The sequence below is a fragment of the Porticoccus hydrocarbonoclasticus MCTG13d genome (assembly GCF_000744735.1).
Classification (GTDB): domain Bacteria; phylum Pseudomonadota; class Gammaproteobacteria; order Pseudomonadales; family Porticoccaceae; genus Porticoccus; species Porticoccus hydrocarbonoclasticus.
Genome location: NZ_JQMM01000001.1, coordinates 363,365 through 383,413, shown reverse-complemented (window position 1 = coordinate 383,413; position 20,049 = coordinate 363,365). Strand labels below are relative to the sequence as shown.

The following is a 20,049-nucleotide window of genomic DNA, read 5'->3' as shown; positions in this document are numbered from 1 at the left end:
TGGCAAGTAAGGATAGATCATATGAAAGCAATGATTCTCGCGGCGGGGTATGGTGAAAGGCTTCGTCCCCTCACGGATGAAACACCCAAGCCTTTGCTGCATATCGGTAATAAGCCCCTGATTCAATACCATGTGGAACGATTGGTTGAGGCGGGTGTGCGCGAAATAGTGATCAACACCTCCTGGCTGGGTGAGCAAATAGAGTCTTTTCTCGGCGATGGCTCGCGTTTTGGTGTGAGTATTGCTTGGTCCCGCGAGACGGAACCCCTGGAAACCGGCGGCGGTATTCGCCGGGCTCTGCCGCTTCTCGGTAATCAGCCTTTCATTGTGATTAATGGCGACGTGTGGACCGATTATCCCCTTCAGTCGCTGGTCGAGCAAAGCTGGTCCGAGGATATGGATGCGCACTTGGTACTGGTGTCCAACCCTCTGCATCACGCCGGCGGCGATTTTTCCCTGAATGCGGATCATCGTGTTGGTTATCCCCTGGCGGGGGATCAAACCTTTACCTTCAGTGGTATCAGTGTCATGAGGCCGGAGACGTTTGCCATGTTTTCTTCCGCCAGTGAACGCTTTCCACTGAGAGATGTTCTCGCCGCAGGCATCCGCGGCGGTTATGTAACGGGGGAGGTTTTTTGTGGTACCTGGTGGGATGTGGGGACTCTTGAAAGATTGCAGGCACTGAATCTGTTGGTTTCAGGCCGGGAGGTCAGCCCGGGAAAAAAGTCGCAACTTAAATTGCGCTAGTGGCCAGTGTCAGAGCCATGAAGAATTTGACATTCTGGCGAGCTACATTGCTATTTGGTTTGATCGCGGTGTTGCTGCTGGCTCTATTGCCCACCGGCGACCAGATGGTGTTTTCCGGGCAGGATAAACTGCTGCATGGCATCACTTTTGCCGTCCTGTTTCTGTTGTCAAGGCAGAGTCTGCCAGCGGGTGCTTCTCTCTGGCTGATTTACCCGGGGCTGATAGGTTACGGGATTCTGATGGAGGTGCTGCAGGGGCTCACTGGTTATCGCTACATGGAAGGAATGGACTTGTTGGCCGATTTGCTGGGCCTGATGGTGGGGCATCTGGTTGTTCTGTCAATCCGGAAAGCTCAGCGCAAGCTTCAGGTTTCCCGACTGTAAGGTGGGGGTGCCGCAGAACATCAACAGCAGTGTTGTCAGGTCATCCCAGGGATCTGCAATGCGTATTCCCTTGATGGCTCGGTCGATGCCTGCGGCTAATCGAAGCATCTGTTTTAGCCGGGTCAGTTTCAGCCTCCTCAGCGTTTGCTTGAATAACGGTTTACGTTTTTCCCATATCCCCAGGTCTTTTAATACCCAATCTAGGTGATCCCCTTTTTCCAGGGCTTCGCCAGCTCTGATCAGCGTGCGCAACTCCCGGGTCAGTGCCCAGAGAATAATGGCGGGCTCGGCACCTTCATCGCGAAGGCCTCTGAGGATGCGACAGGCAGCCTGGGGATCGCCCTCCAGGACCTTGTCCGCGAGTGTGAAGACATTGAAACGTGCACTGTCGGCAACCACTGTTGACATGGTTTGACCATCTACTTCGCCGTCGGGTAACAGCAACTTGAGCTTTTCAATTTCCTGAACCGCCGCCAGCAGGTTGCCCTCTACCCGATCGGCGAGGATCTCAACTGCCTGGCGATCTGCCCTGATGCCAGCCTGCTGAAGGCGTTTTCCGATCCAGCCGGGAAGCTGGTCGGGGGATACGGGCCACGTCTGTATCAGAGCGCCGTGGGCCTCAATGGCTTTAACCCATTTGCTGCGCACGGTGGCAGCTTCCAGTTTCGGCGTGATGATCAGTAACAGAGTGTCGTCAGTGGGTTTGCCGGCGCATTCCTGAAGCACCTTTGAACCCTTGTCCCCCGGTTTGCCGTTGGCAATCCGAATCTCAATAATTTTCTTTTCAGCGAACAATGACAAGCTGTTGGCTTCAGTCAGTACAGTATTCCAGTCGAAACTGCTTTCGACATGGAGGATTTCGCGTTCAGTGTAGCCCTGCAGGAAGGCAGCAGCCCGGATAGCATCCGCTGCCTCCTGGACCAGCAGTGTCTCATCTCCGCTGACCAGATAAAGAGGGGCCAGGATGCTCTGGGAGAGGTGAGTACCGAGTTGTTCAGCCTTCAGCCGCATTGGGACCCGGTACGGTCGTCGAGCGGTTGGCAACAGCATTGAGACGGCTGATGATCTGGCGGATCAGGTCACTTCGCATTTCACGCCGCAGCAGGTTGGCTTCGTCTTCTTTCGACTGAACATCATTTTCATCGAAATCAAAGAATCTTTCTGTGCTGAGGGTGGTGCGCTGCAATAGCGGCTGTCCGTTGGACGCCAATATCATGATCGTCACTTCTTCGGTGAGCTGGTATTCAGAGACCCGCACGGTGACGCTGACGGTGGCGGTCTTGCGGGAGTATTTCTGGTCGAGAATCACAATGTTGTATTGTGCGTCAGTGGCATTTTTCACCACGGTAATATCGTTGGCCTGCAGTGATCTCGAAAGGGCCTCATAAAAGTCATTAAACCGGCCCTGACTGCTGATATGTACACTGGATACATTGTCAACCGATCCCGTGCCCCGCAAATGCCACCCACAGCCAGCGGTGAGGGTGGTCACCAGCAAACCGGTTATGACCAGACAAAAAAATCGTTTCATGGTTATTCCTTAGGTTGTCACTTTTTCAGCGTGCAATTGCGGGTCGTCAGTTGGCAACGATATTGACCAGTTTGCCGGGCACCACGATTACTTTACGGATGGTTTGGCCTGCCGTAAAGCGAAGAACATTTTCATGGGCCAGCGCACTGTCCTCGATGCTCTGCCGGTCTGCGTCGACGGCCACATCAATCTGTGCACGAAGCTTGCCGTTGACTTGAACCACCATTTGAAGAGTGCTTTTTGTCAGTGCAACCTGGTCGGGAACCGGCCACGGTGTGTCCAGCAGGCTGTCAGTGTGACCCAGCGCCTGCCAGAGTGCGTGGCAGATGTGGGGTACAATCGGTGCCAGTACCTGTACGGTAATGGTCAATGCCTCCCGCTCTACAGCAAGGCCATTAACTGAGCTGCGATCGGCAGACCTGGCCAGCTCATTGAGCAGCTCCATCACGGCGGCAATAGCAGTATTGAAGGTCTGGCGGCGGCCGAAGTCATCACTGACCTTAACGATTGTTTCGTGGGTTTTACGGCGGAGATCCCGCTGCGTCTGATCAAGTGACTCGCTATCCAGTTCGCCGGGTGTGCCTGCCTCCAGGTGGGCATGAACCATTTTCCAGAGTTTTCGCAAAAACCGATGGGCCCCCTCAACCCCGCTGTCATTCCACTCCAGTGACTGTTCCGGTGGCGCGGCAAACATGGTGAACAGCCGGACAGTATCTGCACCGTAACGATCAATCAGTTGTTGCGGGTCCACTGTGTTGCCCTTGGACTTGGACATTTTGGTGCCGTCTTTAAGTACCATGCCCTGGCACAGCAGCCGGGTGAAGGGTTCATCGGAATTCAGCAGGCCCTCGTCGCGCATCAACTTGTGGAAAAATCTTGCGTACAGCAAGTGCAGAATCGCGTGTTCGATACCCCCGATATATTGGTCAACGGGCAGCCAGTAGTTGGCGGCTTTGCTGTCGAGCATTCCATCGGTGAAGTTCGGGGAGGTATAGCGGGCGTAGTACCAGCTCGATTCCATAAAGGTATCAAAGGTGTCTGTTTCCCGCTCGACCATCTGGCCGTTGAGCTCGACTTTGCACCACTCCGGATCCGCTTTGATCGGCGAGTGCACTCCGTCCATCACCACATCCTCTGGCAACAGCACAGGCAGGCGATCGGCGGGAACGGCAATTTCTCCACCTTCCGGGAGGTTCAGTATGGGAATGGGGGCGCCCCAGTAGCGTTGACGGGAAACGCCCCAGTCGCGCAAACGGTAATTGGTCTTTATTTCGCCGCAGCCCAGTTCGGTCAATTTGGCGGCGATCGCGTCGAAAGCCTTTTCAGGGCTCAAGCCATCGAACTCACCGGAGTTGATGGATACGACCTCATCCGCCAACTTTGACGAGTACCAGTCTTTCCATACGTCGGGATCAAAATAATTGTAGTCTTCTTTTGCAGGTGCGTTTTCGGTGTCTTTTCTGCCGTCTTTGTCGGAAGAGGGGGTGCGCTCAAATACCTGTTTGATGGGGAGTCCGTGTTTATTGGCAAACTCGAAGTCGCGCTCGTCGTGGGCGGGCACCGCCATTATTGCGCCAGTGCCATAGTCCATCAGCACGTAGTTGGCCACCCATATCGGAACTGTTTCGCCACTGATCGGATGGATGGCATTGAGGCCGGTGGCCATGCCCTTTTTTTCCATGGTGGCCATGTCGGATTCCGCCATGGACTGAGTCTTGCAGTGTTGGATAAAGGTAGCCAGCTCAGGGTTCGTTTTGGCCAGCGCCAGAGCGATAGGGTGTTCTGCCGCTATACTGGCGTAGGTGATGCCCATTAGCGTGTCGGGGCGGGTGGTGTACACCTCAAAGTGGTCGATGCCACTCACGCCCTGTTCCAGCTGGAAGCGGAACTGTACTCCGCGGCTTTTGCCGATCCAGTTGCGTTGCATGGTGCGCACCTGTTCCGGCCAGCCATCCAGTTTGTCGAGATCGGCCAGGAGCTCTTCAGCGTAGTCGGTAATCCTGATAAACCACTGGGGTATTTCCTTGCGTTCGACCGGCGTATCGCAGCGCCAGCAGCCACCGTCTATAACCTGTTCGTTGGCCAGTACGGTCTGGTCGTTGGGGCACCAGTTAACCCCCGCTGTTTTCCTGTATACCAATCCCTTTTCGTGGAGTCTGGTGAAGAACCATTGTTCCCAGCGGTAATAATCCGGTTTGCAGGTGGCCAGTTCACGCGACCAGTCATAACCGAAGCCCAATCGTTTCAGTTGGGCTTTCATGTACTCGATATTTTCGTAGGTCCATTTCGCCGGGGCCGTATGGTGTTTGATCGCTGCATTTTCAGCCGGCAGGCCAAACGCATCCCAGCCCATGGGTTGCAATACATTCTTGCCGAGCATCCGCTGGTAGCGGGCAATCACATCCCCGATCGTATAGTTGCGCACGTGGCCCATGTGCAGCTTGCCACTTGGATAGGGGAACATCGCCAGACAGTAGTACTTTTCCCTGCCGGGAATTTCGCTGACTTCAAAGGCGGCGGTTTCCTGCCAGTATTGCTGGACGACAGTTTCTATTTCACTGGGGTGATATTGGTCTTTCATCGACACTCTGTATTGTGAAGTTGGGCGTTAGGCCAGAAAAGCCGCCAATTATAGGCTAAAGGGGTGGGCAGACACAGCCCGTGATGTGACTATTGGCGGTTCATTGCTCCTGCCGTTGAGGTTTGCGCCAGTTGGCCCGGGATTTCCAGAAAGCGGCTAGCAGCATGATCAGTGAGCACAGCAAGACCGGATTCGAGCCCCATCGGCCGAAGGGCGTCTGGCCCCGATAGGGCGTCAGCTGGCCTGTGAGGGTGCTGCGAATGAAAGGAGGTGTCGTGGCGACGACCTTGCCATGGTGGTTGATCAGAGCCGTAATGCCATCATTGGTGGCGCGAATCAGCGGTTTGCGGTTTTCTGCCGCCCGCATTCTGGCCATCTGAAAGTGCTGTTTTGGACCGATGGATCGGCCGAACCAGCTATCGTTGCTGACGGTCAGAAGCAGGTTTGAACGGTTGGCAGTAGTTGCCACCAGGTCAGGAAAAACAATTTCGTAGCAAATGGCTGTGCCAATACGGACATCGTTGGCACGAATGGGTTGTTGTAAGGCGGGCCCGGGGCTGAAGACCGACATGGGCAGGTTCAAAAAGGCCATTGTCCCGCCAAGCCAGCGCTCAAAGGGTACATATTCCCCAAAGGGTACCAGGTGTTGCTTGTGGTAAATGCCGCTTGCTGTGCCGAGAGCCATCACGGAATTGTGGTATTGCCGCGTTGTTGTATTGCGTGTGGGAATTCCCGTGAGCAGGGCGGTATTGGTATCCAGCGCTCTTTTTGCCATTGCGGCAAGAAAGGGTTTTACCCGCTCTTCCAGAGTCGGCACCGCGGATTCTGGCCAGATCACCAGGTCGTTGCCCAGTAGTTCACGGGTCATCAGGCGGTTTTGCTCAAGAATAGCGGCAAGCTGTGTGCTGTCCCACTTCGCGGCGACGGGAAGCGCGGGCTGCATGATGCCAATGTGCAATGGGTCGCCTGCAGTAGCAGTCCATTCAGCAGACTGCAGATACCAGCCGCTCACCCAGCCCACTGCCGCCAGCAATGCGGCATTACCGAGCACATAGGATGCTCTGGTGATGGCAGCGATGCCGATCACAGTGCCGGATAATGCGCAAATCCAGCTGATCCCCAGTACACCGGTGATGGGTGCCCACCCCGCCAGCCAGGTGTCAATGTGGCTATAGCCGAGATACATCCATGGGAAGCCGCTAAATAACCAGCTGCGAGTCCATTCTCCCAGAACCCAGATACTGGGGAAGGCGAGGACCATGGTGCCCGCCGTACGGTTTAACCCTGTGCCGTATAGCAAAAATGGCAGGGCAAAAAGTACGGCCAGCAGAATCACAAACAGGGATGTCAGAAACAGGGCGAGCGGTACGGAGGCGTTACCGTGGTCGTGGATACTGATGAAGACCCAGGATACCCCAACGCCAAACATGCCGAGTCCAAACCAGAAGGTGCGCCAGAAGCAGTCAACCGAGCGCAACCCCTTGAGCAGAACAACCAGGCCGGCAACAGCTATCAGACCGATTGGCCACCAGCTCCAGGGCGCCAGCGACAGCGGCAGCACAGCGCCCAACAGTACCCCGAGCAGATGTCCCCTGAGTTTGGGGTGAGAAGCGATTGATCCCATCATTGGATTGTGGTCCCGGGTAGACGGCTGGACTAGGCTTTAATTCGCAACTCGAGCAATTTGACCTGCCGGTTGTCGCCCTCCGCAACACGAAAATCAAAGTTGTCCACTTCGATGGTTTCATCGACCTTGGGCATGCGGCCAAAGGCCTGAACAATAATGCCGCCTATGGTGTCGAATTCCTCATCACTGATCCCGACATCGAAGAATTCATTGAAATCCTCGATGGGTGTCAGAGCATCCACCAGATAGCTGTTGTCCTGCTGGGGGCGAATCATGGTGTCTTCATCCTCATCGGTCTCATCTTCGATGTCGCCGACAATTTCCTCGAGAATATCTTCAATGGTGATCAACCCGGCAATGCCGCCATATTCGTCAATGACGATAGCCATGTGATAGCGCTGTTCGCGGAACTCCCGCAACAGCACATTCAGCCGTTTGCTCTCGGGGATGATCGTGGCGGGTCTGATCACATTGGCAATTTCGAAATTTTCACGACCGCTCAGTAGCAGTGGTAATAGCTCCTTGGCCAACAGTATGCCGACAATATCGTCAGCATTGTCACCGATCACTGGGAAGCGGGAGTGGCTGGATTCGATAACCAGCTCGAGAAGGTCTTCAAGGCTGGTATTTTGCTGAATCACGACCATTTGAGTGCGGGGGATCATGATTTCCCGCACCTGCTGGTCGGAAACATGCAGTGCCCCCTCAATAATTTCCAGCGCATCGTGATCAATAATGCCGTTATCGTAGGCGGAGCGGAGGGTGTTCGCCAGCTCCTCTCGTGATTGTGGCTCCGAGGAAAAGGCCGTGGCCAGTTTGCCTAACCAGGATTTCTCCTGTGTGCCGTTCAAGTCGTCATCAGTCATGAAATATCTGCTGCTCCGGAGCATCATCCTGTTGGTAGGGTGGTGAAAAACCCAGCTTTGTCAGTATACGGGTTTCAAGGGCTTCCATTATATCCGCATCATTATCTTCAATATGGTCGTAGCCGATCAAATGCAGGCAGCCGTGAACCAGCATGTGCGCCCAATGTGCCTCAATGGGTTTGTCCTGCTCGGCGGCTTCGCGCTCGACCACCGGTGCACAAATGACCAGATCCCCGAGCAGCGGAAGTTCTAAATCCGGTGGCAAATCGGCCGGGAAAGACAACACATTGGTGGGACCTGGTTTGTGACGATAGCGTTGGTTCAGCTCGGCACACTCTGCTTCACCGACAATTCTCACGCTCAGTTCGGCCGTCTGTCGGGCGCTGGACAGTGCTGCGGTAGCCCAGCAGCGTATCTGTTTTCTGTCCGGTATCCAGCCCGCTTTACCATAGGTATTGTCGATATCGAGCTGAAGCTTCATTGGGGGGAGTCTTTGGCCTCGTCCTGCTCGAAGGCATCATAGGCATCGACAATCTGCTGTACCAGGGGGTGGCGAACCACATCCTTCGAGCCGAAAAACGTAAAGCTGATATCCTCGACGTCCTTGAGCACCTTGCAGACGTGTAGCAGTCCGGAGTGACTGGGTCGGGGCAGGTCGATCTGGGAGGTATCCCCGGTAATTACCGCGGTGGAGCTGAAACCGATTCTGGTGAGGAACATCTTCATTTGTTCCCTGGTGGTGTTCTGGCTCTCATCGAGAATAATGAAAGAGTTGTTCAGGGTGCGGCCACGCATGTAGGCCAGCGGTGCTACTTCAATAACACTCCGGTCAATGAGTTTTGCTACCGTTTCAACGCCGAGCATTTCATACAGCGCATCGTAGAGTGGGCGCAGATAGGGGTCCACCTTCTGGCTCAGGTCTCCGGGCAAAAAGCCGAGCTTTTCACCGGCTTCAACAGCAGGGCGCACCAGTAGAATTCGTTCCACTTCGTCTCTCAGTAGAGCCTCCACCGCGCAGGCTACCGCCAGATAGGTTTTGCCGGTACCGGCAGGTCCTACCCCAAAATTGATATCGTGGGTTTGCACGGCCCGCACATAGCGTTGCTGGCTGACTCCTCTGGGTTTGATATTGCCTTTTTTGGTGCGGATGACCGTCTGCGTTATAGCGTTCTCTCTCTCGGCGATATTGCTGTCAGCTGTAGTCGTGGTCGCATAGTGTTCCATAGGCATTCCGGCGGTGGATTGTTGAATGGCAAGATGAATATGGTCGGGTGTCAGCTCACGGCTGCGACCGGTTTCCTGATAGAGGTGATGGAGAAGTTGCCCAGCCACGTCAGCTGCGGCATGGTCGCCAATCAGAGCGAAGGTATTGCCTCGGTTGCGAATCTCGATTTTCAGCCGCTGTTCGATGTGTCTGAGGTTTTCGTCGAATTGCCCGCAGAGTGTTGCTAGGCGACGGGTGTCGCTGGGTTCCAGCGTGATGGTCTGTGTTGCAGTCTGAATATTCAAATTTTCCAATAGGCCGCCCTCTGCGGCTACGCATGTAAGGCAAGCATATAACCTTTATTAGGGTCTGAAAACAGTTTTGAGTGAGGTTTATAGGTATTTGCTAGCGCCGTCATTTATGCTGCAGTGTTATCCGTTGCAACGATCAGGCGTCCGCGCAGTGAATTGGGCAAAGCCTCGATAATGCTCACCCTGGCAAACGCACCTATCAGTTGATGGTCGGTGGCTGGGAAATTGACGACCCGGTTGTTTTCGGTGCGGCCCTGCAACTGGCCGGGATCTTTCTTTGAAATGCCGGTGATCAGGATGGTCTGTTCGGTACCGACCATTTGCTCACTAATGCTTGTGGCATGCTGGCTGATCCTGCTTTGCAGGATTTGCAGTCGTTGCTTCTTGATGCTTTCGGGCGTGCTATCGGGGAGATCGGCTGCCGGTGTTCCCGGTCGGGCGCTGTACACAAAGCTGAAGCTGTGATCAAAGCCGATATCCTGAATCAGCTTGAGGGTATCCTCGAAATCCTTCTCGGTCTCACCGGGAAAACCAATGATGAAGTCCGATGAAATGCTGATATCCGGTCTGATCCGGCGCAGCTTGCGAATTTTTGATTTGTATTCGAGTACGGTGTGGCCACGTTTCATTGCCGCCAGAATTCGGTCCGAGCCACTTTGCACCGGTAGGTGAAGGTGGCTGACCAGCTCGGGCACTTCAGCATAGGCCGCAATGAGACTGTCTGAAAACTCCACCGGGTGGGAGGTGGTATAGCGAATACGGTCAATGCCTTCAATTCCTGCCACATAGCCAATCAGCTCCGCCAGGTCGCAGAGGTTTCCGTCAGGCATGCTGCCGCGGTAGGCATTGACATTCTGTCCCAGCAAATTGACTTCCCGCACGCCCTGGCCAGCGAGATGAGCCACTTCCGCGAGTACATCTGCAGCCGGGCGGCTGACTTCCTCACCTCTTGTATACGGCACAACACAGAAGGTGCAGTATTTGGAGCAGCCTTCCATAATCGAAACGAAGGCAGTGACGCCATCGGCGTCCGGCTGAGGCAGCCGGTCAAATTTCTCAATCTCCGGGAAGCTGATATCGACGATGGTGGTGCCGTCTCGCTGCTTTCTTTCGGCCAGCATTTCCGGCAACCGATGCAATGTCTGCGGGCCAAACACCAGATCCACAAAAGGTGCACGTCTGGCAATGGCGTCACCCTCCTGGCTGGCGACACAGCCGCCAACCCCGATGACCAGTTCCGGGTTGCGGGCTTTGAGGTGTTTCCAGCGGCCGAGCTGGTGAAAAACCTTTTCCTGGGCTTTTTCCCGGATTGAGCAGGTGTTCAGTAACAGTACGTCGGCTTCTTCCGGGTTGTCTGTTGCCACCATCTGGTGGCTGTCGCCCAGCAGATCACGCATGCGTGATGAATCGTATTCATTCATCTGGCAGCCATGGGTGACAATGTGCAATTTTTTGATTTTTGGCTCGGACATAAATTACTGGTTATGGATACACTTGGCGCGGCCGCACAGTATAACGGTCGTCAGTGGTTAATCCCACAGGGTGTGGTCTGATCGGGTGAAATTTGTGCAGATTGTGGTATTCTTTCGCGCCCTTGATAAACCGGTGAACAGGCAACCTGTATGGCATCAACCCCCATTTACAAAATTGTATTTTTCAATCAGGGTCAGGTGTACGAAATCTATGCCCGGCAAGTCTACCAAAGTGATTTGTGGGGGTTTCTGGAAGTCGAGGAGTTTGTGTTTGGTGAGCGCTCCCAGATGATTGTCGACCCTTCCGAAGAAAAACTGAAGAACGAGTTTTCCTCTGTCAAGCGGAGTTTTATTCCGCTGCATTCAGTTGTTCGCATTGATGAAGTGGAAAAAGAAGGTTCCTGTAAAATTATCGAGGCGAAGGGCGGCGCCGGTAATGTCACCCCTTTCCCCTATCCGGGTATTGCACCCAAACCAAAAGGCGATCGCTAGTTAACAGGTACCTGTTTGCTGAATAAAAAGGGCAGCTTGCGCTGCCCTTTCTGATGTCAGGCGTTCAGGCCGCGAGTTGTTGGTTCACAGAGGCCAGTTTCACGGCATTACAGAATACGGCCATGGCGTGATCGATATCCTCAACGGTGGGGAATGACGGTGCCAGTCGGATATTTTTATCGTCCGGGTCTTTGCCGTAGGGGAAGGTGGCGCCCGCCGGGGTGAGTTTGACCCCCGCGTCTGCAGCCAGCTGGATAACGGCGTTGGCCAGCCCGGGGCGGGTATCGAAAGAAATAAAGTAACCGCCATCGGGTGAGCTCCAGTCTCCCAGGTCAGAATCGCGGAAGTTTTCTTCAAGGTGTTTCAGCACGCAGGCAAAGCGCGGTCGCAGGAGCTCGGCATGTCGGGCCATGTGGCTGCGCAGTTCCGTCATAGTACCAATCATCTTCAGATGCCGAAGCTGGTTGACCTTATCCGGCCCGATAGTGGCAATCCCCAGATGCTTTTTTATGGCACCTAAATTCGTTTTGCTACCCGCCATAAATGCCACTCCTGCACCGGCGAAAGTCACCTTGGAGGTCGATCCGAACTGCAGTACGCTATCTCCGGTGCCATGTTTTTCACAGAATTTCCGTATATTGGCCAGTTCGGCAGGCTTGTCCACAAGGTCGTGAACTGCGTAGGCGTTGTCATAGAAAACTCGGAAGTTCGTGGCCGCGATAGTCCCCAGTCCGGCCAGCCGTTCGATGGTCGCAGCGCTGTAAATGCAGCCGGTGGGATTTGAGTATTTGGGTACACACCAGATTCCCTTGATGCTGCTGTCATTGCGGAGCAGGGCCTCAACTACGTCCATATCCGGGCCGTCCTCATTCATTGGCACGTTGACCATTTCAATGCCAAATTCCTCGCAGATGGCAAAGTGACGGTCATAACCGGGTACGGGGCAGAGAAACTTGACGGTTTCTTCATGTCGCCAGGCCGAGTCCGGGCCGTTCAAACCAAACTGCCAGGCAAACAGGACACTGAAATACATCAGGGTCAGGCTGCTATTGCCCCCCACTATGATTTCGTCAGATTTTACGCCGAGGATTTCTGCCGCCAGTTGGCGCATGGCCGGCAAACCGTCCAGTCCGCCGTAATTGCGGGTATCCACGCCCTCGTCCGAAACATAATTTCCCTGCAGGATGCCATCCAGTGCATCGGCCAGTGATAATTGGTTTGCTGAGGGCTTGCCCCGGGTCAGATCGAGATTAAGCTTGCTGGAGACAAAGCTCCGGTGGTTGGCAGAAAGCTCTTCTTGCCAGCGTTGCAACTGTTGACGGTCTGCTTGTTCGACGTACACGGGGATTCCTCTTGAAGGGGGTTGGGGTTGAAGTTTTGGGTGCTGCGGATAGATACATTCGCATACCTCGAGTGATTATACGAAAAACATAACACTCGGTGGGATGGAATAATGGGCTGCTCAGGCCATTAGATCCAGAACTGCCAGGGACGTTTTTGTACTTCTTTGTCTTCCTTGCGGCGCCCGGGGTTTTGTCGTCGGTCTTTTTTCCCCGGTTCGTATCGGACTTCCTGGCGGGGGTCGGTAAAAGAGCGTCTTTCACCTTTTCTTGAATCGGGCCCGCGGTATACCTCAGTTTGGGTTAATTCCCTTGCCTGAAAGAGGTTCTCTTTGCTTGGCGGGACTTCCTCGGGTTTTGGCTGGATAGCCAGCCCCGTTTGAGGTGCGGGGGCCGGTGGAGTCCTGCGAGCGGAGTCAGAGATATCAACTACTTTTTTTTTAATGTCGCTAACGGCCGCAGGTGCCGGCTGGGGCGGTGTATCGTAGGTGTCCTGAACAGCAAAATCGAGATCGGGAAGCATGGTCTTCGATGTCAGCTGTTCCTGGTTTATTTCGCCCAATACAATCTTGGCGTCGTTAATGCTGATTTTATGCAATTCTTCAACGCAGGCATGTAAAAAAAGTCGACTGCAAATCATATTGATGCGTCGAGGAATACCCTCGCTGACTTTGTGGATCACGGGGTAAATGGCATTACTGATAGCGGGGTCTCCTTTCCAGCCAACCTGATTCAACCTGTGTTTGATGTAACCCTTAGTTTCCTCTTCGTTCAGGGATGCCAAATGGCAGGCGGCCACGAGTCGCTGGTGCACTTGTTCCATATTTGGCTGCTGAACAATATCCCTGAGCTCTTCCTGGCCCAAAAGAAAGATCTGCAGCAGGGGTTGTCGGCTCATCTGCAAATTGGTGAGCAACCGAAGCTCTTCCAGTGCGGCTGTGGAGAGATCCTGAGCTTCGTCAATGATCAGGAGGGCACGCTTGCCGGTTTTGTAGTCGTTGACAAAAAGCCGGGTCAACTGTTGCAGAAGCAGTGATTTATGGTCTGTGTTGGAAGACAGGCCAAATGCATCGGCAACCATTCGCAACAGGTCGTCTGCCCCCAGCTGTGTGCAGACCAGCATGGCGACATTCACTTGATCTTCCCTAAGACTTTCCACAAGATCGCTGACTAGGGTTGTTTTTCCCGTGCCAGGCTTGCCTGTAATCATCACAAAGCCTTCGGCGCGTTGAAACGCATACTGCATGTAAGCCTTGGCTTTGGCGTAACTGCGGTGGTTAAAGCAGAACCGATGATCCGGACTTAGTCGGAAGGGCTCGGCCTTGAGGTCATAAAATTGTTCGTACATGGGAATTGGCCGAATTGTATTGGTGAGTTATTGATCCGCTGAGTATAAATTGAGCATATAAAATCAGCAACTTAATGCTTTTGCACTTATGATTTATTCGCTATAACCAAAATTGGCGGGATTGAAAGTAAATGGTACCTGTCTATCGTTAAACGTAAAGTGAGGAGCGTTAAGTGAGAATTTTATCGAACATAGCCACAGTCGCGGGTATTGTCGGCGTGGTCATCTGCCTGCTCGCCGGTGTTATTCGTCTGATGGGCGATTACTACTTTGTGGGTTTTGAAATACTGACCCTGTTTAATATCGGTGTTGCAGCGATGGTTTTTAGTTGTCTGTTAAAACTTGAGTGTATCGTGTATTCACTCAAGCGGCGATAGTTGCTGTGGCGGGCAATGCCCTGAGAGCACTTATTTTTCCTGCTTGATCGCTTTTCTGAGCAGGTGTGGAATCAGTAGCTGCATGGGCATGCGAAGATAGTGTGATCTGATAAATAAAATAAAGCGGGTAAGCCCCAGTAAATGAGTTCTCTGGCCAATACAGTTTGGCATCATGGCTTTCAGTAACATCCTGTCCATGAGAAATCTGGAGAAACAAGGGGGTACTGCCCCGGCGGACATTTCTCCTGTCAGCTCCTCGGGAACAGGCGTTTTAAGTAGCATCCTGGCATAGCGCAGTCCGTAATAGAGTGATCGTGATAGGTGGAGTGTCTTTGCCCTGGTGAGGAGGTCGGTCCAGGCGTCGCCACTCTCTAGGGAGTACTCGCGGAGTAACGCATCCAGATCGACAACGTCGCGTAGCCCCTGCTCGAAGTCTCCTTCATGAAAAAGATGGGCGGCACTGTGCAGAATCATATCCTGGAGAGATAGAACATACATTCCCGGATAATCTTTCAGCTCAATCACGTGCTCCCATATTTTGTTGATATCAGGTTTTGCGTCGGCAGTAGGCGGGAGAATGGTGTGGTGAACATCCAGGTCAGTTTGTCTTTTCAGATGTTTCAGTGGCGGTAGTTCATGCATCCAGGTGCGATAATATTTCTGGTCATAGGGGTCTATCTTTGTGCAAAACCACCCGTGTTTGATAAGCGCTTTTTCAGCCTCTTTTAATTGTTCATTCCTGACCAGAATATCGATGTCGCCAAACAGTCGACCTTGAAATGCATCGCGTTCACTCATGACATAGGCAGCACCTTTGAGCAACGCAAAGGGAATGCCGGCTTCGCTCAGTGCAGTATAAATTTGCAAGATCTCCCACTTCACTGAGCGGAGGTTGCTCGATGACACCAGTTGGGCGCTGAGCAGGTGAGATTGAAGATGCTTAGGCACAAAAGAGAAAAGATCGAATGTTTCGACGAGGTGCGCCATGCGGCTCAATAAATTGCTGCGTCTCGCCTGACGAATAAGCATCTGCCATTCCCCAGGTGAAAGTCCGGGGGCACTGTGTTGCGGATCGCGAAGGAAGCGCACCAGGCAGCTTTCCATGATTGACTCAGGCATCAATCAGGTTCCCTAGAGTGGCATAGGCGTCATCCAGATTCTGGTAGTTCAATCTGAAGCATTCGCACTGGTCGAGCATGGCTGTCAGAACACTAAAGGCGGTTGAGCCGAGTATATGATAATTGAAGCTGTTTTCTGCCAGTTCGAGAAACGTCCTGCCCTTGCTCAAAGGCAATAATTCAATATTCACCTCCTTGCGGTATTTGGGGAAAATGATGGCAGTCGGCACAGCTGGTTCATCGCTCCTTGAGACGCTGCTCATGGGTGCACACATGTGGGCAACGCTACCTTTGGCGGTATCATGCACTGGTTTCCCCACAAAAATGTCATCATTTGCAAATGATCTGACGATATCAATGGACTCGTTTTTGAGGCTTATTGGTCTTGGGATCGGCGTGATTAAGCCGGTTTCAGTCGAAAGCAGTGCCATTTCATCGGACAGAAGTCGCCACCCCTGGCTAACAAGACCTGCACAGAGAGTGCTTTTACCGCTACCAGGCGTACCCGGAAAAATGATCGCCTTGCCATTTTTTTCCACAACTGCGGAATGGATAACCAGATATTGGTGTGCATTGTTCGCTACGCACCAGTTGAGCCCCCATTCGAACATGGCAAAAGACTGGGTTTGTGGCAGGGGCTTGAAAGGCAGGTAGCCGTCAAAGGAGAAAGTGGCCTGCGGGCGGATCCACCGTCTGATTATCGACGGGGATTGCAGTGCGATATGGAAATCGACCCGGTGGATATCCTCCAGAGTATAGGCGCCGTATAGGTCTCTGAGATTTTCTGCAATGTTTGGCAGGGATGACGAGAGGTTGACCACAAAGGGGCCAATTTTCAGGTTGATGCCTTCCCCTGCTAGCTGCTGTTTTAGTTTTCGAAGCGGTATCGATGAAAGCAGCAAGGGAGCTATTTCCCTGTCGCTGAAATTAAGTGCATGTCCTGAAGTTTCTGCAAGGTGGTACAGATGTATTCATCTATTTCTGTTTCAGGCACATCATCCAGCTCCTCTTGGAGCAAGAGACTGAGTTGGTCGTATCGGGTTGGTGCTGCAGCAATGGTGATCAGAATCTTGGCGGCCGTTGCTTCCAGCAAATGGGTTTCCCCCGAAACCGGATTGTACATGACACATTCCTCCTCCCATTGGTGATAGAGGCAGGACTGGCAGGAGGAAGAGAAAGTATCGGCACTATTCATAATGCCGATACTTTAAAGCAAAAACTTACCAGGTTGAATCCAGAAATGATCCTATGTTTCCTGTATAGGGTTCCGGTATGGTTGATGGATCGTTATAAAGTCCAACAAGCTGACTGGGAGTGATGACATAGGTTATGCCGCTGTGCGAGGCATTCAGGAGTGCTGCTACAAAATGGCCTGCAAAGTTGCCTGTGCTGCCGCCGGGATTTTCATTCAAAATAGTGGCCATTGGCAGGTGGCAGACGCTGACGAGCCCGGAGGGACAGCCTAAACCATAATAACCCAGTGCTTCAGAGAGGGTTGTCCCTTCTAAGTAGCACTCAGGCTGATTTTTGCTATTGCGGCCACATTTTTTCTTTTTCCCGCTGCCACCCTGGGTGTAGGTTGCTTTCGGGTCATAAATGCCATATTGAAATGGGGTGCTGTTCCAGTCGGGCTCGCTGCCACCTACGTTTTTCCAGCCGCCGGGGCTCCAGCCGGGGCTGCATTGACCCCTATCTTGGTACAAATGTCCGGACATCATGTTGGACAGGCAGGGGGCCCCCAGCGCAGAGGGGCTTGCGAGGGACATGAGAATCGGTGCCGCAGCGCCGATACGGGAAAAATTGCGGCGTGAGATATTTACTGAAGAATTGGGTTCGGCACCCTTCTTGGTTGCATGATTTTGTGAGTCGTTTTCCATTTCTCCAAACCTGTATCTACGGGGTTTTATTTGATATAACAATTACAGTGCAATAAGTGGGCCATTATTTTTTAGTTTTTTATTAATCAATATGTTGCGATCATAAAAACGAGTTTTCTTTTTGGCAAGGTAGTCGGCGACCCCTTGATGTAAAAAAACCTGACAGCTGCAAGGGGTCAGACAATCTGTTTAATGATGATAGTCGATACAATGCTTTCTGGTATGACCTTTGGGGCGCCTAGAGCCGCCATATATCGATATTTTTCTCTTCAAACAATGACCTGTCGAGCATTGATTTAACATCAATGATGGTAGCGTTTTCAGCCATGATGGCGCCAAGTTCACTGGCAGATAGCTTCTTGTAGTGCTGGTGGGCAACCGCCAGAACCACTGCATGTGCGTTTTTGATTTGATCCCAGGGGGTAAGTTCCACGCCGTATTCCTCAATGGCCTCGCTACTCTCTGCCATGGGATCATGAACAATGATATTGCAGTGATATTCCCTGAGTTCTGCGATGATATCTGCAACTTTTGAGTTTCGGAGGTCGGGACAATCCTCTTTGAATGTTAGTCCCAGGATCACTACATTGGCACCACAGACCGGGTGACCTTTCTTGACCAGTTGTTTTACAGTCTGCTCGGCAATGTATTTGCCCATGCCATCGTTAGTTTGTCGGCCAGCCAGAATAACCTGGGGGTGGTGGCCCTCTGCTTCGGCTTTAAAGGTGAGGTAGTAGGGGTCGACGCCAATACAGTGCCCACCCACCAACCCGGGGCGGAACGGCAGGAAATTCCATTTTGTTCCCGCTGTTTCCAGAACATCAAGCGTGTCTATACCGAGTTTATGGAAAATAAGGGACAGTTCGTTCATCAGTGCAATATTAAGATCGCGCTGAGTATTCTCAATCACTTTTGCTGCTTCAGCTACCTTGATGCTGGCAGCCCGATAAACTCCGGCCGTAATAATCTGTTCGTAGGTTTGGGCCACTTTTTCCAGGGTTTCGGGGGTGTCACCAGAGACTACTTTGACGATGGTCTCCAGCCGATGAACTTTGTCACCGGGGTTGATGCGTTCCGGAGAGTAGCCAATAAAAAAGCCATTTTGTCCGTCCTCACTGACTGCGCCGGGCTTGCCAAGCCAGGGCATCCCGGATACCGACTCCAATATGGGTGCGCAGGTTTCTTCAGTACAGCCCGGATATACGGTTGATTCATACACGACAGTGGTGCCTGGACTGAGGTGCGCTGCAATGGTTCTGGATGCCCCGTGAACAGCCCTCAGGTCAGGTTTGTGAGCCTGATCAATGGGGGTGGGGACGGCGATAATGATAACGTTGGCTTCCGCTAATTTGGCGGGATCATCAGTGAGTTCAAGGTGGGAGGCTGCGGCCAGGTCTTCTGGTGCTACTTCTCCACTGGGGTCTTTCCCCGAAAGATAGGCGGCCAGCTTTTTCTTGTCGAGGTCAAAGCCAATGGTTGGTAGTTTTTTGCCAAATGCGACGGCCAGAGGCAGACCTACGTACCCTAATCCAACAACTGCTACTTTCTTCACAATATCTCCCGTGTCCCTATGAGACCGTTGACGAATTATTTTTAATCCGCTGTCTTTTTTAAAAACCAATCCAGCGTAGCCTGTAACCCTTGGTGGACGTTATGGGAGGGCTGGTATCCGAGCAACGAGTTGGCCTTTTCGATGTTTGCCCGTGAGTGTCGAACATCGCCAGGGCGCAATGCCCGGTGTTTGGCCGTCAAACTGTTGATATTCGGGTAATGACTCCCGAGCAGCATTTTTATCGAATAAAAAAGCTCGTTCAGGCTGGTTTGATCGCCGCATGCGACATTATATATCTGATTGATGGCGGTCGGATTTTCAGTGGTTGCGGCCAGCAGGTTAGCTTGAACGGTATTGTCGATAAAACAAAAATCCCGTGATGTTTCCCCGTCACCATTAATAAAGCAGTCTTCTCCGGACAGCAGTTGCCCGAACCACCTGGGTATGACAGCGGCATATGCGCCGTTTGGATCCTGTCTTGGCCCAAAAACATTAAAATAGCGGAGACCTATGTTTTCCATGCCATAAGTTCGGGCGAAGACGTCCGCATACAGTTCGTTCACGTACTTGGTGACGGCGTAGGGTGAAAGTGGGCGCCCAATTTCATCTTCGACTTTGGGAAGTCCCGGATGGTCGCCATAGGTGGAGGACGAAGCTGCATACACAAAGCGCTTTACCTTTGTGTCTCTTGCTGCCACCAGCATATTCAGAAAGCCATCAATATTTGAACTGTTGGTTGTGATGGGGTCTTCAATAGATCTTGGTACGCTTCCCAGAGCTGCCTGATGAAGAACGATATCGACATCCTTGCATGCATTTATACAGTCATTCAAGTTACGGACATCGTACGGGTAAAAGGTAAATCTGTCCCAGTTTTTGCCGCTTTCGGCTTGCACGTCGTCCAGGTTGGATTGATGTCCGGTTGAGAAATTATCAATGCCGACAACCCGTTGCTCCAGTTCAAGCAAGGTTTTGAGGAGGCTGGAACCGATAAACCCTGCAACACCAGTAACTAGCCAGGTTTTCGGTTTTGATCTTAGTGATTGCTGTAGATCGCTGTACGATGTCACCGATATATTCCTTGATTCGTGGGTGGCTAATCCATATGTTGCGATTGTCTCGTCCACCACAAAGCGGTAGATGGAAGGGCAGTAACTGATAGCAGCCAGCTGGGTTTTTTGGTTGAATCGCCTTCGGGCAAAAACACCGCTTCGATTAACTCA

20 protein-coding genes are annotated in these 20,049 nt (G+C 52.6%); 4 read left to right on the top strand and 16 right to left on the bottom strand.

Annotation, left to right across the window (positions count from 1 at the left end):
* Positions 1-21 precede the first annotated feature (21 nt).
* Complete coding sequence (gene murU, locus U740_RS01825) at positions 22-747, top strand: N-acetylmuramate alpha-1-phosphate uridylyltransferase MurU (protein WP_051921127.1); 726 nt, start codon at positions 22-24, stop codon at positions 745-747.
* Positions 748-764: 17 nt separating this feature from the next.
* Complete coding sequence (locus tag U740_RS01820; RefSeq protein ID WP_152556769.1) at positions 765-1,130, top strand: VanZ family protein; 366 nt, start codon at positions 765-767, stop codon at positions 1,128-1,130.
* Here the strand turns inward: U740_RS01820 and holA are convergent.
* The 8 genes from holA to miaB all read right to left on the bottom strand — a co-directional run bounded on the left by holA (position 1,086) and on the right by miaB (position 10,722).
* A complete protein-coding gene (holA, locus tag U740_RS01815; protein WP_036858636.1) occupies positions 1,086-2,141 on the bottom strand; it encodes a DNA polymerase III subunit delta in 1,056 nt (351 codons plus the stop codon). The genes U740_RS01820 and holA overlap by 45 nt on opposite strands.
* Positions 2,125-2,661, bottom strand: coding sequence for an LPS-assembly lipoprotein LptE (locus U740_RS01810; protein WP_036858635.1), 537 nt, complete (start codon positions 2,659-2,661; stop codon positions 2,125-2,127). Before U740_RS01810 ends, holA begins: the two co-directional genes overlap by 17 nt.
* 46 nt (positions 2,662-2,707) lie before the next feature.
* On the bottom strand, positions 2,708-5,242 hold the full coding sequence (leuS, locus tag U740_RS01805) for a leucine--tRNA ligase (RefSeq protein WP_036858634.1): 2,535 nt from the start codon (positions 5,240-5,242) through the stop codon (positions 2,708-2,710).
* Between the two features lie 100 nt (positions 5,243-5,342).
* Positions 5,343-6,869, bottom strand: a complete 1,527-nt coding sequence (lnt, locus tag U740_RS01800; protein WP_051921125.1) for an apolipoprotein N-acyltransferase — start codon at positions 6,867-6,869, stop codon at positions 5,343-5,345.
* Positions 6,870-6,898: 29 nt separating this feature from the next.
* Entirely contained in the window at positions 6,899-7,735 is an 837-nt protein-coding gene (locus U740_RS01795; RefSeq protein WP_051921124.1) for a CorC family transporter, read from the bottom strand.
* The gene (gene ybeY / locus U740_RS01790; RefSeq protein WP_036858633.1) at positions 7,728-8,216 is read right to left on the bottom strand and encodes an rRNA maturation RNase YbeY; all 489 of its coding nucleotides are present in this window, start codon (positions 8,214-8,216) and stop codon (positions 7,728-7,730) included. Before ybeY ends, U740_RS01795 begins: the two co-directional genes overlap by 8 nt.
* A complete protein-coding gene (locus U740_RS01785; RefSeq protein ID WP_081890803.1) occupies positions 8,213-9,253 on the bottom strand; it encodes a PhoH family protein in 1,041 nt (346 codons plus the stop codon). The genes ybeY and U740_RS01785 overlap by 4 nt, the downstream gene beginning before the upstream one ends.
* Before the next feature lie 104 nt (positions 9,254-9,357).
* Positions 9,358-10,722: a tRNA (N6-isopentenyl adenosine(37)-C2)-methylthiotransferase MiaB gene (gene miaB, locus U740_RS01780; protein ID WP_036858632.1), complete on the bottom strand. Its 1,365-nt coding sequence runs from the start codon at positions 10,720-10,722 to the stop codon at positions 9,358-9,360.
* A gap of 150 nt (positions 10,723-10,872) precedes the next feature.
* Between miaB and U740_RS01775 the strand changes: the two genes are divergently transcribed.
* Complete coding sequence (locus U740_RS01775; protein WP_036858631.1) at positions 10,873-11,214, top strand: DUF1820 family protein; 342 nt, start codon at positions 10,873-10,875, stop codon at positions 11,212-11,214.
* 64 nt (positions 11,215-11,278) lie between these two features.
* On the opposite strand, the gene U740_RS01770 is transcribed toward U740_RS01775, so the two are convergent.
* Together U740_RS01770 and U740_RS01765 are read right to left on the bottom strand one after the other, a co-directional pair.
* A complete protein-coding gene (locus U740_RS01770) occupies positions 11,279-12,556 on the bottom strand; it encodes an aspartate aminotransferase type Ic (protein WP_036858630.1) in 1,278 nt (425 codons plus the stop codon).
* Between the two features lie 128 nt (positions 12,557-12,684).
* Positions 12,685-13,902, bottom strand: coding sequence for an ExeA family protein (locus U740_RS01765; protein ID WP_051921123.1), 1,218 nt, complete (start codon positions 13,900-13,902; stop codon positions 12,685-12,687).
* 173 nt (positions 13,903-14,075) lie between these two features.
* Here U740_RS01765 and U740_RS01760 point away from each other — a divergent pair, with 173 nt between their 5' ends.
* Positions 14,076-14,279: a hypothetical protein gene (locus U740_RS01760; RefSeq protein ID WP_036858629.1), complete on the top strand. Its 204-nt coding sequence runs from the start codon at positions 14,076-14,078 to the stop codon at positions 14,277-14,279.
* 30 nt (positions 14,280-14,309) lie between these two features.
* On the opposite strand, the gene U740_RS01755 is transcribed toward U740_RS01760, so the two are convergent.
* The 6 genes from U740_RS01755 to U740_RS01730 form a co-directional block, all read right to left on the bottom strand.
* Complete coding sequence (locus U740_RS01755; protein WP_036858627.1) at positions 14,310-15,398, bottom strand: nucleotidyltransferase domain-containing protein; 1,089 nt, start codon at positions 15,396-15,398, stop codon at positions 14,310-14,312.
* Positions 15,391-16,299 (bottom strand): HprK-related kinase A, encoded by a 909-nt coding sequence (locus U740_RS01750; RefSeq protein ID WP_036858625.1) that lies wholly within the window; start codon positions 16,297-16,299, stop codon positions 15,391-15,393. Before U740_RS01750 ends, U740_RS01755 begins: the two co-directional genes overlap by 8 nt.
* 5 nt (positions 16,300-16,304) lie before the next feature.
* The gene (locus tag U740_RS01745) at positions 16,305-16,592 is read right to left on the bottom strand and encodes an HPr-rel-A system PqqD family peptide chaperone (protein ID WP_081890802.1); all 288 of its coding nucleotides are present in this window, start codon (positions 16,590-16,592) and stop codon (positions 16,305-16,307) included.
* Between the two features lie 25 nt (positions 16,593-16,617).
* Positions 16,618-17,274, bottom strand: coding sequence for a hypothetical protein (locus U740_RS01740; RefSeq protein ID WP_036858621.1), 657 nt, complete (start codon positions 17,272-17,274; stop codon positions 16,618-16,620).
* A gap of 238 nt (positions 17,275-17,512) precedes the next feature.
* A complete protein-coding gene (locus tag U740_RS01735) occupies positions 17,513-18,826 on the bottom strand; it encodes a nucleotide sugar dehydrogenase (protein WP_036858619.1) in 1,314 nt (437 codons plus the stop codon).
* 41 nt (positions 18,827-18,867) lie between these two features.
* A complete protein-coding gene (locus U740_RS01730; RefSeq protein ID WP_036858618.1) occupies positions 18,868-19,896 on the bottom strand; it encodes an SDR family oxidoreductase in 1,029 nt (342 codons plus the stop codon).
* Positions 19,897-20,049: the final 153 nt, after the last annotated feature.

Coding starts and splice junctions, on each gene's coding strand:
- leuS (WP_036858634.1), bottom strand. CDS start 5,242: ATGAAAGACCAATATCACCCCAGTGAAATAGAAACTGTCGTCCAGCAA.
- ybeY (WP_036858633.1), bottom strand. CDS start 8,216: ATGAAGCTTCAGCTCGATATCGACAATACCTATGGTAAAGCGGGCTGG.
- miaB (WP_036858632.1), bottom strand. CDS start 10,722: ATGTCCGAGCCAAAAATCAAAAAATTGCACATTGTCACCCATGGCTGC.
- U740_RS01775 (WP_036858631.1), top strand. CDS start 10,873: ATGGCATCAACCCCCATTTACAAAATTGTATTTTTCAATCAGGGTCAG.
- lnt (WP_051921125.1), bottom strand. CDS start 6,869: ATGATGGGATCAATCGCTTCTCACCCCAAACTCAGGGGACATCTGCTC.
- U740_RS01740 (WP_036858621.1), bottom strand. CDS start 17,274: ATGGAAAACGACTCACAAAATCATGCAACCAAGAAGGGTGCCGAACCC.
- holA (WP_036858636.1), bottom strand. CDS start 2,141: ATGCGGCTGAAGGCTGAACAACTCGGTACTCACCTCTCCCAGAGCATC.
- U740_RS01810 (WP_036858635.1), bottom strand. CDS start 2,661: ATGAAACGATTTTTTTGTCTGGTCATAACCGGTTTGCTGGTGACCACC.
- U740_RS01820 (WP_152556769.1), top strand. CDS start 765: ATGAAGAATTTGACATTCTGGCGAGCTACATTGCTATTTGGTTTGATC.
- U740_RS01755 (WP_036858627.1), bottom strand. CDS start 15,398: ATGCCTGAGTCAATCATGGAAAGCTGCCTGGTGCGCTTCCTTCGCGAT.
- U740_RS01765 (WP_051921123.1), bottom strand. CDS start 13,902: ATGTACGAACAATTTTATGACCTCAAGGCCGAGCCCTTCCGACTAAGT.
- U740_RS01795 (WP_051921124.1), bottom strand. CDS start 7,735: ATGACTGATGACGACTTGAACGGCACACAGGAGAAATCCTGGTTAGGC.
- murU (WP_051921127.1), top strand. CDS start 22: ATGAAAGCAATGATTCTCGCGGCGGGGTATGGTGAAAGGCTTCGTCCC.
- U740_RS01745 (WP_081890802.1), bottom strand. CDS start 16,592: ATGAATAGTGCCGATACTTTCTCTTCCTCCTGCCAGTCCTGCCTCTAT.